This is a genomic window from Chitinophaga dinghuensis, from assembly GCF_003259435.1.
GTDB lineage: Bacteria > Bacteroidota > Bacteroidia > Chitinophagales > Chitinophagaceae > Chitinophaga > Chitinophaga dinghuensis.
Genome location: NZ_QLMA01000001.1, coordinates 450,132 through 466,564 on the forward strand (window position 1 = coordinate 450,132; position 16,433 = coordinate 466,564).

The 16,433-nt window shown below is 43.3% G+C and carries 12 protein-coding genes; 8 read left to right on the forward strand and 4 right to left on the reverse strand.

Features of this window, described 5'->3' with window-relative positions:
• The first annotated feature begins 17 nt into the window (after positions 1-17).
• From CLV59_RS01815 to CLV59_RS01850, 8 genes are all read left to right on the forward strand, one after another.
• On the forward strand, positions 18-2,300 hold the full coding sequence (locus CLV59_RS01815; protein ID WP_170137620.1) for a fibronectin type III domain-containing protein: 2,283 nt from the start codon (positions 18-20) through the stop codon (positions 2,298-2,300).
• Positions 2,293-5,901, forward strand: coding sequence for a polymorphic toxin-type HINT domain-containing protein (locus CLV59_RS01820; RefSeq protein ID WP_111590288.1), 3,609 nt, complete (start codon positions 2,293-2,295; stop codon positions 5,899-5,901). The genes CLV59_RS01815 and CLV59_RS01820 overlap by 8 nt, the downstream gene beginning before the upstream one ends.
• Positions 5,902-5,906: 5 nt before the next feature.
• Complete coding sequence (locus CLV59_RS01825) at positions 5,907-6,377, forward strand: hypothetical protein (RefSeq protein WP_111590289.1); 471 nt, start codon at positions 5,907-5,909, stop codon at positions 6,375-6,377.
• A 339-nt stretch (positions 6,378-6,716) separates the two neighbouring features.
• Positions 6,717-7,187 (forward strand): SMI1/KNR4 family protein, encoded by a 471-nt coding sequence (locus CLV59_RS01830; RefSeq protein WP_111590290.1) that lies wholly within the window; start codon positions 6,717-6,719, stop codon positions 7,185-7,187.
• 62 nt (positions 7,188-7,249) lie between these two features.
• Entirely contained in the window at positions 7,250-7,645 is a 396-nt protein-coding gene (locus CLV59_RS01835) for an SMI1/KNR4 family protein (protein WP_170137621.1), read from the forward strand.
• 103 nt (positions 7,646-7,748) lie between these two features.
• Positions 7,749-8,483 carry a hypothetical protein gene (locus tag CLV59_RS01840; RefSeq protein WP_111590292.1) on the forward strand — a complete coding sequence of 245 codons (735 nt, stop codon included), beginning with the start codon at positions 7,749-7,751 and terminating at the stop codon, positions 8,481-8,483.
• Between the two features lie 55 nt (positions 8,484-8,538).
• A complete protein-coding gene (locus CLV59_RS01845; protein ID WP_111590293.1) occupies positions 8,539-9,888 on the forward strand; it encodes a PKD domain-containing protein in 1,350 nt (449 codons plus the stop codon).
• Positions 9,889-9,905: 17 nt separating this feature from the next.
• Positions 9,906-11,624, forward strand: a complete 1,719-nt coding sequence (locus CLV59_RS01850) for a hypothetical protein (protein WP_111590294.1) — start codon at positions 9,906-9,908, stop codon at positions 11,622-11,624.
• Between the two features lie 85 nt (positions 11,625-11,709).
• Here CLV59_RS01850 and CLV59_RS01855 read toward each other — a convergent pair whose 3' ends face one another.
• The 4 genes from CLV59_RS01855 to CLV59_RS01870 are packed head-to-tail and all read right to left on the reverse strand — an operon-like array spanning position 11,710 to position 16,416.
• Positions 11,710-13,068 carry a DUF3472 domain-containing protein gene (locus tag CLV59_RS01855; protein ID WP_111590295.1) on the reverse strand — a complete coding sequence of 453 codons (1,359 nt, stop codon included), beginning with the start codon at positions 13,066-13,068 and terminating at the stop codon, positions 11,710-11,712.
• Between the two features lie 57 nt (positions 13,069-13,125).
• Positions 13,126-14,181: a DUF5007 domain-containing protein gene (locus tag CLV59_RS01860; RefSeq protein WP_111590296.1), complete on the reverse strand. Its 1,056-nt coding sequence runs from the start codon at positions 14,179-14,181 to the stop codon at positions 13,126-13,128.
• Between the two features lie 25 nt (positions 14,182-14,206).
• Positions 14,207-14,902 (reverse strand): fasciclin domain-containing protein, encoded by a 696-nt coding sequence (locus CLV59_RS01865; RefSeq protein ID WP_170137622.1) that lies wholly within the window; start codon positions 14,900-14,902, stop codon positions 14,207-14,209.
• A gap of 29 nt (positions 14,903-14,931) precedes the next feature.
• A complete protein-coding gene (locus CLV59_RS01870; RefSeq protein ID WP_111590298.1) occupies positions 14,932-16,416 on the reverse strand; it encodes a RagB/SusD family nutrient uptake outer membrane protein in 1,485 nt (494 codons plus the stop codon).
• Between the last annotated feature and the right edge of the window lie 17 nt (positions 16,417-16,433).

Genomic DNA, 16,433 nt, shown 5'->3' on the forward strand with positions numbered 1-16,433 from the left:
AGCCTATGTGTAAAAGAATGAAATTACTTCACAAACATTTGCTGACAGCCTTACTCACACTAATGCTGTCGGCAATCTGGGCCGGTTCCGAAGCGCAGAATTTTCCTGTAACAGCCCAGGTACAGGTATTGCCGCCGGTATCTGCGCAGATAACGTCTTTATATCAGGGAACCCGTCCGAAAATGATTGTCACGCTGATCAATACGGATATGCGTAAGCCTGTATTGAAAGTGCGTTTACGATTCACTATTAAAGGAACCCTGGCTACTTTGCGCAACAAGGATTACGCCTATTATCCGCCAATTGAGCTGGAAGCGGGTGTGCCGTTGCAGCTCACCCTGGATGATCTGGCGCCTTATTTCAAAACAGATAACCTGGATATATCCGGTATTCCCAGCTGGCAGTTTGCACAAACCAGTAAGTTGCCCGATGGCTACTATACCTATTGTGTGGAAGTAATAGAAACTATAAGTGGGCAGCAGGTGAGTAGTCCGCAATTGGGATGTTCTCCCACGGTATGGATCACTACCAGCGAGCCACCTTTATTGAATCTCCCAAAGAAAGGAGAGACCGTAGCGATGAGAGATCCTATGAACCTCATCTTCAACTGGACGCCGCGTCATATGAATAGTCCGAATGCCGCATTCCAGACACAATATGAGTTTACCATTGCGGAGTTATGGGATACGATTACACCACCGGAAGCTGCATTTTCCAATACGCCTCCATTGTATCAGGAAATAGTAAATACTACGACTTTCCTCTATGGGCCGGTGAATCCGCCATTATTGCCCTACAAACGATATGCATGGCGAGTGCGAGCTATTGCTAAGCAGGGATTAGATGAGTATGATATCTTCCGGAATAATGGGTATAGTGAAATATTTTATTTCAGTTTACAGGAAGACTGCCAGCCGCCGCAGATGGTTGCCTCCTCTGTGGAAAATGGTAAGATCACCATTTCCTGGAGTCCTTCTCCGAAGATGTTTGAATACCGTGTCGAGTATAGGGAGCAAGGTAATTCCGACGCTTCCTGGTTCAATATGAAGACCACGGATGACAGAGTTACCCTTTATGACGTATTACCAGGCCGTAGTTACGAATATCGGGTGGGTGGTTCCTGCACAGAGGGTATTACTTCATTCGGCGATATCAGGGGCTTTAAAGTACCGCAGCGAGATACTGCGTTGATGAGTCGCTGTGGTCTGATTCCTAATATCAACATTTCCAACCGAACCCCAATAGCCCAGCTGGTTTCCGGAGATATGATTTTTGCTGGCGACTTCCCGGTACGTATTATCACTGTTAACGGAGCAGGTTCATATAGTGGTACTGGTTATGTGATGGTACCATTCCTGGGAGATCAGAAAGTAGCTGTGAACTTCAATGGCATCACCGTGAATACGGACAGGAAGCTGATTGGAGGCGTAATCATGACCACGTATGACGCCAATAAGAAACTGGCGAGTGTAGGGGAAGTGGTGAATGCCATCAAGGATTTGGCAAGTGTGGTGAATGATCTGGGCCGGCTTAGTCTGGATATGAATTACCTGGATTACAAAAAGATTACGGAGGAGCTGCGGAAAATGGCGGAAGATGAGTTGCCACAGGAGTTGAAAGACAGAGTGATTGCGGCAGCTGATAAGATGGATAAGGCGAAGACGGATTATGACCAGGCGAAGAAAGAATACGACGAAGCTACTACGCCAGAAGAGAAATCCAAAGCCAAAGAGAAAATGAAGGCCGCGCAATCGCAGTTGGAGGAGGCGAAGAAAGAGGTGGAAGCGGTGAATAAAGAGAAGCAGAAGTTGATTAAAGCGGCCTCCGACCTAATTATAAAAGCTATCAAATCGCTGAAAAATGATATTAAAACCGGAGATAGTGATAAGCAAAATTATCAGAATGCTTTAGATGCACTGAAATCTCAGGTGGTAACTAATGCTGGTGAAACACTGCCAAGTGGATGGGGGGTAGCTGATCTCGGCACAGCGGAAGAAGAGGCATCTGATCAGGTAATGAGTGACCGCAGACAGTTTACACAGCAAGTCAGGGACCTATATTCCTTAAAGCTTTTGTACATCCGTGGAGAGTTGTTTAAGGCCTTCTTCAAATACTTCGACTCCTCTGATAAAGTGAGTCAGGAGTTTGGTAAGGATCCGGTTGTAAATGGTCGTCAGTTGTTGAAAGAAGTACTGCAGAAAAAACAAGACAAAGTACCTGATGATGAAATAATAGAATTCATCAAATCCAGCTTGATAAAATATCTTGAAGAAACCGCAAAAGAAGTATCCTATGAATAAGCATCATATAGTGAAATATTTATGTTGTCTGGTACTGTTGTGTATTCTATCTGTGAATGCCCGCGCAACCATGTGGAAGGACTCATCTGATGGATTTAATAAGGCTATAGCAGAAGCGGTAGCGGAACGGATACAGCATGGAGGTAGTCATATCATCTCCATGCATTTTGATGAAGTGACCAAGAATCACTTCCTCAAAAAGTTCAGGCTTTCCGAGGATGAGAAAATATGGAATATGGGACGGTTAGCTTATGCCGATGGCATGTTACAGGAATTCCAGGAAACAGTGGGAGATGATACGGAAGTTTATCTGGCAGTAATTGCTATTTATAACTACGCCAAGATCCAGGATAAAGAAGGACCTGCATTTGATTATCAATATTTCAAAGATCATAAAACCCAGGATGCAGGAGTTGGGAAAGGGATAGATTTTTTGAAGAAGGATATAGAAGTAAGAAACTACAATACGACTACTTTGATGAAAGAGGTGGTAGGGGAAAATGAGGGGAAAGATCCTACCCTGAAGGATATGGCTAAGCGGAAGGTGATGGTATACAGCATCGTAACCTATTTTATTCCACCAACTGGATTGCAGCAAGAAAAAGGGGTATTGGTTCATCAGCAGGGGTTATTGTATACCGCAGGTATTGATAAGCAACGGAGGGAAGATATCATTGAGCACCTAAGCAATTTTAGGGGAGGGTTAAATGGAACTACTGCGGAGAAAGCTACAAAGTTACCGAATAAAGAAGAACAGATACTGAAATCACTGGAAAATATCTGTTTGATTTATAAATATGGCCCTGGAGATGGTACCGATTATGATAATAACAGTATTGTACGTGAGGTTGATTACAATAAATCAATAATAGATGGAACAGCGCTAACCAAGCGACAAGGCAGAGTTAGCCCTCGTGTGAAGGATGCGCTGGCGAAGTATTTGGATAGGGTGAATAATGGCGCTGGGGATATGAAGGTGGATATGTTATTTCTGGATGAGAATGCCCCAAAAAATGAGGAAATCACCCAGAAGGCAGAGGGGAAAGCCAAGAAAGATAAGGCGCTATTGATGGAAGTAGAAGTTGATAAAAAAGGAGGGGTAATAAAGTTTAAACTCTTTAATGGAAGTGGTTATGGAGGAAGTTTATGTGAAGAGACGAAGTTAAGGGAGCAGCTGATAGAATTCTGTGACAAGTTTGGATATGAAAAGGATGATGAAAAACGCAGTATCCTCGAAGAGCCTGATCTGGCCTTGTTTGTAGCCTACAGAGGTGTGTTCAACTATTTGCAGTGTGCGACAGAGGAAACATACATACGCATCCATTACAATAATAGTGGCGTATACCTGGCAGCAGCAGGCTTTGTACATACCAGTATGGACATGCTGGACATATTATCAATGGTCACTTTTATCAGGGATGCTGTAGTTTGGGCAGGAAGATCTACAAAGAGTATAGGGGAGTTGATGGTGGAGAATACCATCTGGATGCTGAATATCAGGCAGCAATTTGAGAATGCAAAGGAATTCGCAACTGAATACGCTAAAACTAATACCCTTACTTATCAGGCTATTACAAAATTGTTGCCTCCAATAGTGAAAGCTGTTTTACCAGATGCAACGACATTCACAAATGTTGGTAACGTGTTCCATAAACTGGTAGATGGTGCAAAAGAAAATTGGGATAATCCTTATATCTATGGTCAGGCGACGGCTATCATTGTATTCAGTTGGACGGGTGCCGCTGAATTAGTGACATTGGTTAAAACACTCTCCAAAGGAAATATCATATTAAAGGCAAGTGCGGCTGCGGAGAAAGTAATGATGAAGCTGGAAAACCTGGTGCAGGATGGAAAGGAAATAGTTGCAAATACTGCAGAAGGTGTCAAACGGCTTGTTCGTACTGAAAGTGGAAAATGGGTATTAGTAGAGGAATTAGAAGGGCTTAAAAATTTTGAGGCATTATGGGCAAAATTGGGAAATGCTGCAAAGAAGCTGAAGGAGATAGGTTACTACATTGAAGAGGAAGGTGTATTGAAGCTCTTTAAGAGTTCAGCTAAGCAGGAGATGATAGCAGAGGTTACCGCGGAGAAAGTATTTGTGGAAATCGCTGAAATGACAGAAGGGTCGGCAATAGCAACTACTGGAGAAATGAAGTTGGCATTTCGTAGTAATGGTGAAGTGTTATTGGAAGAAGCTGGAGCACTCAGTATCAGGGAAGAAGGTGGTATTTACAGCGTTTGTCGGAATGGCGCTTGTTTCACCGGCGCTACCGAAGTATTTACCAATAAAGGTCGGCAGGCTATTTCTACATTGGAGCGTGGAGACAGTGTTCTTGCCTGGAATGAAACCACAGGTAAGCAGGGAATGAACAAGGTTAAGGGGATTATTAGGAAGACGACCAATAAACTGCTGCAATTGGCCTTTTCTTCTTCCATATTATTGGCTACTCCTGAGCATCCATTCTATGTGGATGGGTTATGGAAACAGGCCGCAGACCTCCACCAGGGAGATGTTGTTGTAACCGCAAATGGTGGTACAGATACACTCAGGAGTGTGGTAGTGAAAGATACAGTCTCCATGGTGTACAACCTGGATGTGGAACATGCCCACACCTATTACGTAGGTTCAGGTATTCTGGTGCATAATGCCTGTGCATTGGTGGAGTTACAGCAAAAATTAGGAAAAGACTTTAAGTCTCTCTTCAACTGGAGTAAGCGCACCGGCCTGAATATGGATGAATGGATGGCTTTCTGTAATAACCTGAATGCCACCGGTCACAGTGCAGATGAAATCCGTGAATTAGTCCAGTACCTGGGAAAAATAAATAAGACAGAATTTAGTAAATTGGTGTCTGTTCTGGGTAAAGAAGATCTATCCATTATTGTCAGAGGGCTGAAAACATATCCTAATGCATTGGATAACTTGCGCAATGTTAATAAGAGTTTAGATGAGGTGAAGTTATTCCTGAAGTATATGGATAAAGATATACATCCTAAATTTGCAGGGATTGTTGAGGGGATGAGTTCACATGAGTTTGATGCTTATATGGATCGGTTGAATAGACTGTTGGATAAAGATCTTAAGTTTAAGGATGGTGATATACAAAAAAGATATGATGCCTATCTAAAAGCTAAAAGGGGGCAGAAAAAACCGCCAAGATCGCCATCGGAATGGTTGGAGGCTAGTGAATATATGCAAGACCTTGGCCCGACTGCCAGGGGGAATAAATTCAATCAGAAAGCAAGAGAAAATATTTGGGATGCATATGTAGAAATTCGCGTAGAGGGTGGAAAGTATGTGGATGGATACACCCCTCCCATTGCTGGAAAAGAAGGACGAATTGTGTCTCGAAAAGCTATTGATCTTGATGATTATGGCCTGGATGACTTTGAAGCCCATTTAATAGAAATGGAAACCAAGTATAAACCAGGAACAAAAATTACAAGTGTAAAAGAAAAAGCAGATTTTCCTGATAATGTATTAGAAGGGCAAATGTACCTGGAAATACCTGATACTAACAGGAGTTTTCCGGGAATAAAAGCTTTCGAGGATCTTGCTTGGAATAAGTATAAAATTAAAATTAGTTATAGACCAGAGTAAAAATTATGAACTACGCAGATATTCAAAAGTCGGTATTGGAAGAATTAGATTTCTTAAACTTTCGTAAGGAGTTAGGTAATAAATACGGTTTGCAGGCTGATTACTGGAAGGCTCCAATTGATGTAGAGGTGGTGAAATCAATGCTGAAGGAAATGGGCTATACTGCTAAATACACAAAAACAGAAAATTTCTTTTCCATAAAGGAAAAGTATGGTGATATCGAGTTTACCTTTCAAACTACTTTGAAAGGTGGTTGTGTGGAAATTGGGTGGTATACTTTATTTGAGGGTAAGAAAGTGAATTATTCGGGGGCATGGACTAGAATTGCCATGGAGTTTTTGGGTGAACATATTCCACTGCCAATTCCCATGTTTAAGAATTATGAGGAATTAAAAGAAATATTGAGTGTTATTTTGAACAAGTATGGGGTCTATAAAGCTAAATTTATGGCTGCCGCCGCAAAAATGAATCAATAAGTTGTAATACGATACATGATTTTAACGAGGATTGAAAGATGCCTAATGGTATTCTACAAAGAGTAATACCAGAAAGGATTATGATGAACTAAAGGAAATTCTGACCGTAATATTTCAAAGGTGCAAGGAGTATTAAGCTAATTTCATTACTGCAATAGCAATGATTTCTGAATAAAAATATGAACTTAACTCTAATTCAAAAAGAAGGCATTGAAGTAACTGATTTCCTTAAGAAGTGTATATGATTTTTAGTGAGTTCGTTTTTTCAAAAGAAGCCCTTGACGAGACATCATCATTTTAATAATGGAATAAGATGGACATATAGGTAATATTTGATTTATGACGGATTTGACTGGAACCTCTTTTCATAAACTGGCCAAATATGCTGACTGCCTTGGTACCTTTTCTGGTATCTCGGCAGCAGAAATCCTGGAACTTGAAAAGAAAATAGGGTACACTCTCCCTAAGGTTTACAAGGAGTTTTTATCTATTTTTGGCAAGAGTTCCGGATATGTTTTCCCAGCTCACTATGCGACTTATCCAGAAGTACTGGAAAATAGAACCGATGCCATTCATGCTTTATATTTTACTGACAGTATTCCGGATGCAGAACGACCCATTATAAAGCCATCTTACTATTTCTTTGCCCAATGGCAGGGATATAATTTTTGGTTCTTTGATTGCGAAGAAAAACAAGATGACCCAATAGTATACTTATTCACCGATAGACCACGGATTGCGCCTACCAACATGACCTTTACACAGGTAATGTACTCGGAAGGACTCTATGATGCCGGAATGGGAGTATAACAAAAATGAAACCTGATTTTAATAATACACCTTTTCGCTCATTGCAGATGTATCAAAGGAGGATGTCTGAAACAGAAGGCCTTTCCGAATCTGAGATCATAGCATTGGAACAAGAATATGACGTAAAGTTCCCGTTAGTGTATCGGCAATTCCTGGCACTCCTGGGAAAAAAAGACGGGGGACTGTTTCATGGGTACTGCATGACTTACCCTGCTGTACGGAGAAATGGAGAAGGAGCATTGCAATTATTAAAACTTCCCGATGGCTCTTTACATCCGGTATCACAGGAATTAAAACCAGGTTACTTCTTCTTTGCACAATGGCAGGGGTATAACTACTGGTTCTTTGATTGCGATGCACCAGAAGATGACCCACTGATTTATGTGTTGACAGACGACAATAGAATTGATCCACTGGATCAGACTTTATCAGAATCGATTACAAATTTTGTCGGTTAAAATTCTAAATTGTTCTGAAATTTACTGTAGCGAATATCCTGATGAAAACATTATAAACCCACAGGTAGCCAACTACCTGCAAATATTTAAAATTTAACATCCTATGAGAAAAATCCTATTAGCACTGACTGTGATTACCTCCCTGATGGCTTGTAGTAAGAATGACGGTAAACCCGATCATACCATGGTATTTGGCGTTAAAAATGCCTGGCTGCACGTATACCCTACATATGAAGCCTGGAAAAATGATGATACCACCAAGGCGCTCTTTTCTGGTGTTACCGATGCAGATGGTATGATTAAATTACCAAACTATGGAACTGGGAAAGTCTGGTTATACATGGACATCAATAAGGAAAACAACAAGTATAACACTTGGGGTGTGGATTCCTTCAGGTTTGAATCGCTGGCCGGCGCTATTTATATGGCCATTTCTGAAGGCCCATTGATCGATCCTCAGGAATGGACCAGAAACCTCATCGGTACTCCCGGAAAACGCCCTTCCTACAAAATGGTAGACCAACTGATGTTTAATGGTTCAACCTATGTGAGCACCTGGAGTGGTTTATCTGAATGCGATAAACAACATACCCTGACATTCACCAAGGATTATGTAATGACCGATAAACCTGCTGCCTGCAGTACCGATGGTACGCTCACCGGAACATTTATTCGCTTCAATGGCAAGAAAGGAGAACCTACAATCGACGTGACACCAACCAGCAGCGCGGTTTCCTCTCTCAGCTTCTCCATGGATAAATCAGGCGCTAAACCAAAAATCAATGTATACCTCACTGTTGGTACTGCCAAACAGTTACGTGTATTCGAACTGCAATAAATCTTTCCTGCTGCGGTGACAACCATCGCCGCAGCAGTTAATACCCTATATCCCTATGACCCGTTTATTATCCTGTATCGTCTGTACCCTTTTGTTGTTCAGCTCCTGCTATAAAGAAGTAGGCGTGCCCGTTAGTATCGACTTTACCTATAAACTGAAAGATGAACACGTAACCGTACCCGCTTACGCTGACATCATGAATCGTACTACCGGCGCTACCAGCTTCAAATGGACATTCGAAGGCGGAGAACCAGAAGTCTCCTCTTATCAAAACCCCGGTACCATTGTATTCCGCACCGCCGGAAAACATAAAATCACCCTGGAAGCCTGGAATGAAGATGAACGACAAACCAAAACAATAGAAATACAACTGGATTCCTCGGTGAATATTTTATTCGATACCACTATCCTCATCAATCATTATTCTCCTGTGGAAGTAGCCATTAAAAATAATACCATCGGCGCTTCTACCTATAACTGGACATTCGAAGGCGGCAACCCCGCCACATTCTCCGGCGCCCAACCGCCTAATGTTACCTTTACAACCCCGGGAGAACATGCCGTTACCCTCTCCGTAAGCAATGGGGGCCAACAGTTTGTACTGACCAAAAAAATTACTGTCTTACCAGCACTGGTAAACGGTTTCGATATGCAGGCCGCATTTAAAGATGATGATGGCGAAGCTCCATTAACACTGCAATTGCAAAGTAAAGCTGGTTATTATATCACCCAGCAATGGCGCTCAGATGGCGGACAGTTGCAGTCTGATACCGCGTCTTCCAATTCCCTCTTCTTCCCCGATCCTGGTACCTACCATATTACCCTGAAGGTTGCAAACGGAAAAGAAACGAAAGAAGAAACAAAAGAAATCGTCGTTAAACCTAATTCAGGGCTGAGAACACTCAGAGACGTGAAATTCGGTATTGCTGCGAATAAAGACTATGGCCAGTTCTACAGCATCCTGCATAGAACCATGTATACCCAAACAGATGATATTGCCACAGTAGGAAAAGAGATCGACCTGGGATTCTTTGGTCTTAGCCAGACTTTCACCGTAAATAAATTCATTTCCCCGGACTCCAGTGCAAAAGGATATCCTTTTAAAACAATCCCGGGAGCTACCTATACCCGTTACTTTAATTCACAGGAAAACTGCGGCTGTGGCGTAACTGTAAGCAATGCTGACTTTGATAATCTAACGAATAGTCAGTGGCTGCGACAATTACGGCTGCCAGCTGGTGTAAACGAGTCTACCGCCTTTGATCAAACCCTCGTACCGCGCATCGTGCCGTTCGAAACTGCTGATGGCAGAAGAGGATTGATTAAAATCCGACAGTTCGTATCCAATGGTCAGCTATCCTATATCCTGACAGATATTAAAGTGGAAAAGTTCAAAGATGAATAGTTAACCTTCACCTACCTATGAAACGAATTTTATACCTGGCATCTCTGGCGCTTTTACCCGCCTGGGCGTCAGCACAACAAATTGACCTGGCCAACCTTCATAATATGTTTGGCAAGGGAAAACCACTGAAGGTAAACGGAGGCGTGTCTGCCAACACTATCTTCAGTAGCGGTAATGCACGCAGTCCCTTTGCATGGTATCTGAACGGTAGCCTGAACCTGAATATTCTGGGACAGGTAAATCTGCCCTTTTCTTTCAATCTTACCAATGCAGGAGCGGGATACTCCTATCCCACATTGCCCAACCGATTGAGCCTGCATCCTACCTACAAAGGGATAACGGCGCATATTGGCGATGTGGCGATGTCCTGGTCGCCGTATACGCTTTCTGGACATCAGTTTACTGGCGTTGGGGTAGACGTGGCTACTAGCAAGGAATGGACCATCTCCGCTATGTACGGGCGCTTGCGCAGGGAAGTAGAATATGATAGCCTGATGCCCAACCAAACACCCAACTACAAGCGTACTGCCTGGGGCGTGAAAATGGGATTGAATAAGGAAACTTATAGTCTGACCGGAATTGTATTTAAAGGAGAAGATCATTTGTTTAGTCTGCCACATAACCTGGACTCCCTGCATATTTATCCGGAAACCAATCTGGTGATAGGTTTAATAGGCGCTGTACGCCCCATTAAAAACCTTGAACTGAGTTTCGACTATACGAATAGCGGTGTGCAACTGGATTCCCGCGATCCTAATATGGGTTCGAAAATAGATGGAGGCATGAACCTAATGAGTTACCTGTATCATCAATCTGTTAGAACTGTTTTTTTCAAAGCGGTGAAGGCACAGATGAACTATTCCGTGAAAGGAAGTACGCTCGGCATCGGCTATGAAAGAATAGATCCCGGCTATCAGACAATGGGCGCTTATTTCTTCAATAATGACCTGGAAAATATTACCATTAATTTATCGCAACCCTTCCTTCGGGGAAAAGCCAATTTCTCTGCGAATGTGGGCTATCAACGGGATGACCTGGATCATACCAAATCAGGCAGTACCAGCAGAATGGTGGGATCTATGACAATGACTTATGCCCCTAACGAACGACTGAATACCAGCCTGAATTACTCCAATTTTCAAAGTTTTATGCATATAAAACCGCAATTCGACTATATCAATCAGGTATCGCCGATTCAAAACTTTGACACGCTTAATTTCAAACAGATATCCCAGAATGCGAATCTAAATCTAAACTATATGATTGGCGCCAATACAAAACGCCGTAGTCATAATATCAATTTGAACCTCAGCTTCCAGGATGCGGCAGATATTCAGAATGATGTACTGCGGAAAGGAAATGGTTCTCAATTCTATAACCTGAGTTCTGCTTACAGTCTGATGTTAGTGCCTATACAAACCAGTATCACGGCGGCTTTCAATCTGTCATATAATACAATTGGCAGAAATGATTTCATGACATTAGGGCCTACGTTGGGCGCCAATACTAAATTTTTCAAGAAGAAAATGAATGCGGGAATGTCTTTGTCGTATAACAGTAGTAACAGTGGGGAAGGAGCGCAGGGACAGGTGATGAACGTACGTTTGAATAGTGGATATACTTTCCTGGTGCGTCACAGGTTACAGTTTACGGCTATGCAACAAACAAGGTGGGCGCCTGCTAAACCAGCGGCTAAAGATGTTACTGGGACCTTGGGGTATAACTATTCTTTTTAGTTACAGAACTATTCACCATATTGTCTCTGCCCGAAGGGCAGGGACAACAAAAAAAAGTGAGGGCATTGCCCTCACTTTTTTTTGATTACTTCGCGTTATTAATCGCATGATCTACCTGCGCTTCCAGTTGTTTCAGATCCGTTACAGGAATTTTATTTCCTTTAGGGACCGTAGTGAACTGGTTGTATTGGGTGGCGCTGTATCCACCGGAGCTCATATAGAAAAGATCCTTCTGTTTAGCATCCTGGCCTCCGGCATAATCGCAACGCTGACCTGGTGCGCCATCCGTATAGGTCATACGGGCACGGTTAAACGAAACCCAGTCGCCACCGGCTATCTTTCCCCAGGCATTGCCATATAAGGCTTTGCGGGTTTGCTGACCATTACCAGGACCGAAGTTTTCCAGGAAGGAATAGTATCCGTCAAAGTAGCGTGTTTCACGCGGCGCTTTCCAACTGGCCATATATTGCCAGCCGTCTTTTTCATTATCCTTAAACCAGGCGGAATATACCACATAGTTATCCGGCAGTTTACGCATGTTCATGATGAACTGTACTTTGTCGCCGGTTTTCCACATGTACTTACGGTAGGTCTGGCCGCCGGTGCCTTCATTGCCAAAGCCGCCGCCGGTAACATCCTTGCCTTTCTCCAGCAGGGTTACTCTGTCTGTCTGACCCACTTTATTCCGGTCTACACCCTCGTTGGAACTATCCCATACGCTGAATAAAACTCTTCTTTCAGTACTTCTGTTGGCCTGTATACCGAAATAGCCTCTATAAAAGCCCAGGCTCATGTAATAGGTGTACATGGGATCATATCCTTCCGGAACGGTGATCTCGCCGTATAACCAGTCGTATTCGCGTTTAACCTGGTCTTCCGGACCAAAGCGGAGATGTACTGAAGGAGACGAAAGGTATTTCGTCTGGTGTACTTCTGCGCTGTCGCCGGAAACAGCGACAAACTTTAACTGGGATACCTGGAGAAATTCCTTGCCTGTCTTGCGTTTTGGCTGGAGCTCAAAACGATAATAACCGGCATCGCTGATGTTCAATGTGGCAGCATAGACCTGATTGCTGTCGCTTTCAAAGTGTAATTTGGCTTGTTGTGGGCGGAAGGAGCCATCTGTACGGGTAATGTTCAATAGAAGGTCTGATTTATCTCCTGCAGGCAGTTTGCCCTGGAGATATACTTTGTAAACAGCAGGTTTGGCATACAGATACCAGCTGATATTTGTGCCAGACTCTGTCCAGTTGCGAATTTCAGCGGAAGGCCTGTCCTGGTTGTACCGAACCGGATTATCTTCCCTATATGGTTCTACATATGATTTATTGGCGGGGATGATAAATGTTTTCGTGGTATCATTCCCGTTATATGCGGATGCGGAAGCAAAGAGTGGGAAACCCAGGGCTAGCATGCCGAAATGACGTTTCAGATGACGGATCATAATCGTATGATTGAAAAGAAGGCTGGCTAAATTTAGCCAGCCTTCGGTGAAATGGAATTACTTTTTCATCGTACACTGCAAGGTCAGCTCGTATACATAAGTGCCCGGCGTGTATATTTTGGTATTCATTCTGACATTCAGATTCACTGGTTGTTTGTTCCATTCGCCATAAGAAATGGTGTTAGGAGGGAACCAGTTTTTCGTATTGGCAGTATCAATCGACTGAATATACTGATTGTAGATACGATAGTAGCAATTCGTTCCGTTAGACTGTCCATCCCAGTAAGTATGTGGGAATGGTACTGTTGCAAACTGATGAATAGTAGCGGTATCGTTGGTGAACGTCTTCACAGCGAATGTTTCCATAGTTTTCAGGTAAGTACTTCCGCTAGGACGTTTCTGCAATGCCTGTGGCGGGAAAATATTACCATATTTATCTTTCACAACGAAGATAATCTGGTTAGGTTCACTCGCTACCTTTTTAATCTTCAGCCATGCAGTAGTAGAACGGCCGATCAGCTGATCAATCCAGTCTGCATCATAGGAGAAACGAATCGCTTCTTCCGCAGTGGTTTTGGCTGCCAGTGCATATGGCGCATTCACGTACTCATATTCTTTCGGCGCAGTAATAACGATATCACAGATATTTTTATACTGTTTGGTGCCGCGAGGATTTGAAATCTGTAAATCGATCGTATACGTACCGGGAGTGATGTTCGCCGTTACATCAGAGAAGATCAGCTGTCCGCTGGCAGCGAGAATTTCCAGTGGCTTCTTCTTTGTTTTGGAACGTTTGGCGTTGATCAGATCGAAGGTCGTATCTGTTGTAGGATCATATGGTTTGGTCCACACATAGGTGTCGTATTCCTGGAAGAATGCGTCTACGTGCTTACCGGTTGCTTTATCGCGTACATCCAGCAACGTTACATTCAATGGAGGCGTAGAGTTGTCCGGGATAATACCGGCCGACATTTTAAACACTCCTTGTGTAATCGTAAGCGGATTGTCTGCATAACGAGGATAGTCGCTCAGGTATCCTGTTTCTACTTTCTGACAGGCAGTAAATCCAGCTATCAGTGGCAGGCAGGCGAGTATGATATGTTTGAATTTCATTGTACTGATTTAAGATGGTTAGATACTAGTTGGTGTAGAAGTTCCAGATATGACTATTGGCCATTACATGAACGACCCCATTGGTAGTGAGTACCCCGGAAGTCTGACAAACAGATGCGATGTCTGCATCATCATCGTCATTTGGATCTTCGAGTTTGCCATCCACCCAAACATCCGGATCGCCGATTACCCGGCGGGCAGATACGAGGTAGGCAATAGTTGTCATTAAGCCATCTTTTGTAAAGGTGTATTTAGTGAGATACAGATTCAGCGGAGCGCCAGGAGTCAGGCTTTCAAAAGATTTACCGACTTCAGTCATCTGATCGCGGGTAACTTTTCCTTTGAAGCAATATCTGCTCATAGAATCACGCAGCATTTGCGGAGTGAACTCCTTTAACAGTGAATCCAGGGTATAATCCAGTTTTTCGGATACCTTGCGGGCAGCGTCTCTCCTGGTGGCGATATACTTATTGATAGAGTAATTGGTAGGCGCAAAGAAGGTAACATCGCCATTGATGATATCTTTCATGCCTGCTTTATCGATCAATATTAAAGTGGTATCAAACAGATGCCAGGAGTTGCTTTTCAGATAATCATAGGTCGTCATGTTGACACGTGGATTAGACACGCCACCATCGATTATCTGACCTTTTTTACAGCTGGAGAGACCATACATCATCATCAACACAGCAGCTGCTTTCAAAAAAATATGTTTCATCATCTTATTAGCTTGTTGTAAAGAGTTATTGACTAGTATTTTCCTTTCCACCATTCATTTTGAACAATCAGCGGGTTGTTGTTGAAAATGTTTTTGGCGATAGGCCACAACCACCCTTGTTTCTGCTGACGGTCCTGAGAGGATAACCAGTTAGGATAGAACCCGGTACGAAGCATGTCGAAGTAGTTTTGCCCTTCACCGGTGAGCTCGCGGATACGTTCTGCCAATATTGCGCGTTTAAGAATCTGACCACTGTAGCCCACGAATGGATCTACGCCTGCTCTTGCTCTCACGATGTTTGCAGTTGTCATAGCTGCGCCATCCTGACCCAGATTAGCCTGAGCTTCCGCTTTGAGCAGTATTATATCCGCCAGACGGAAGATGATGACAGGGGATTGATCCTTGTACAAAGGACTACCTGCTGTACTTTTATTGACTACATCTGAATATTTCAGGAAGGTGTATTTATCGCCCGATTTCAGTTTGAAGTAAGTCTTATACCTGGCATCCTTGTTTGGATCTGGATTCTCGTCTGTTTTATAGTAGGTAGACAAAGTTGCGGCTGCTCCCCAGTATAATGGTACCTGGTTAGGGTCTGTGAACGTGATACCAGTGGCCTGTGCCATTGGTATGGAGAAACCACTGCTTTGTGGATTACTTTCACCGTTCGCATCGTTGTTGCTCAGGGCAAAGATGGTTTCACTGGAAAGGCCACCCGTCTTGAACAAACGACCGAGCGTAGCGGCAGGCTCCAGTTGATATCCTCCCTGATTGATAACAGAATCAGCATAAGTAGCCGTCTGATCATATTTATGACGCCATGCGGAAACATGGGACAACAGGGAAAGCGCAGCGCCTTTATCAGCTCTGGATCCATCCTGGGTGCTGAAGTGCAGCAGCGCGCTTGCAGACTGCGCGTCTCCCATTACCAAATTTAACACGGAATCCTGTGGACTTCTGGCTTTTATCTTGATATCCTCTGCTTTGTAAATCGGACTGTTTTGTACAGGAACATCTCCCCATACGCGTACCATGCTGAAATAAGCCAGCGCGCGGAGAAAATAAGCTTCTCCGATATAACTGTTCTTAACATCTTCTGGACTTAAGATACCTGCCCCCTTGAATTTTGATGCCGGCAATTGCGCGGTCTTATCAATAATCATGTTGCATTGGTTGATAATGCGATACCAGTTGGTCCAGTCGTGGCATGCATCCTCGTAATACGATGTTTTAAAATCACCGGATTCTGGTACATTCTTCAGATAGGAACTTTCCGTAGCGTACATACCTGCTGGTAAATCCCCCCATATGAAGAAGGCATTTTTATTTTGCAGCGCAGTACGATAAAGCGCATAACCGCCGTTTACGGCTGCTTCGATATCCTGTTGTGAATTCCAGTATACGTTGTCGTAAGTACCGTTTTTGAGTTCATTATCGAGGTACTTTTTACAGGAACTCATGGAAGTCAGCGCACCCACGAGTAAAAGACTATATAAACTTAACTTGATTCTTTTCATTGCATTGCTTTTACAGG

Bases quoted from the DNA above. Each gene is read 5' to 3' on its own strand.
- CLV59_RS01840 (WP_111590292.1), top strand. From the start codon at position 7,749: ATGAGAAAAATCCTATTAGCACTGACTGTGATTACCTCCCTGATGGCT.
- CLV59_RS01870 (WP_111590298.1), bottom strand. From the start codon at position 16,416: ATGAAAAGAATCAAGTTAAGTTTATATAGTCTTTTACTCGTGGGTGCG.
- CLV59_RS01845 (WP_111590293.1), top strand. From the start codon at position 8,539: ATGACCCGTTTATTATCCTGTATCGTCTGTACCCTTTTGTTGTTCAGC.
- CLV59_RS01850 (WP_111590294.1), top strand. From the start codon at position 9,906: ATGAAACGAATTTTATACCTGGCATCTCTGGCGCTTTTACCCGCCTGG.
- CLV59_RS01815 (WP_170137620.1), top strand. From the start codon at position 18: ATGAAATTACTTCACAAACATTTGCTGACAGCCTTACTCACACTAATG.
- CLV59_RS01835 (WP_170137621.1), top strand. From the start codon at position 7,250: ATGTCTGAAACAGAAGGCCTTTCCGAATCTGAGATCATAGCATTGGAA.
- CLV59_RS01830 (WP_111590290.1), top strand. From the start codon at position 6,717: ATGACGGATTTGACTGGAACCTCTTTTCATAAACTGGCCAAATATGCT.
- CLV59_RS01825 (WP_111590289.1), top strand. From the start codon at position 5,907: ATGAACTACGCAGATATTCAAAAGTCGGTATTGGAAGAATTAGATTTC.
- CLV59_RS01865 (WP_170137622.1), bottom strand. From the start codon at position 14,902: ATGATGAAACATATTTTTTTGAAAGCAGCTGCTGTGTTGATGATGATG.
- CLV59_RS01820 (WP_111590288.1), top strand. From the start codon at position 2,293: ATGAATAAGCATCATATAGTGAAATATTTATGTTGTCTGGTACTGTTG.
- CLV59_RS01855 (WP_111590295.1), bottom strand. From the start codon at position 13,068: ATGATCCGTCATCTGAAACGTCATTTCGGCATGCTAGCCCTGGGTTTC.
- CLV59_RS01860 (WP_111590296.1), bottom strand. From the start codon at position 14,181: ATGAAATTCAAACATATCATACTCGCCTGCCTGCCACTGATAGCTGGA.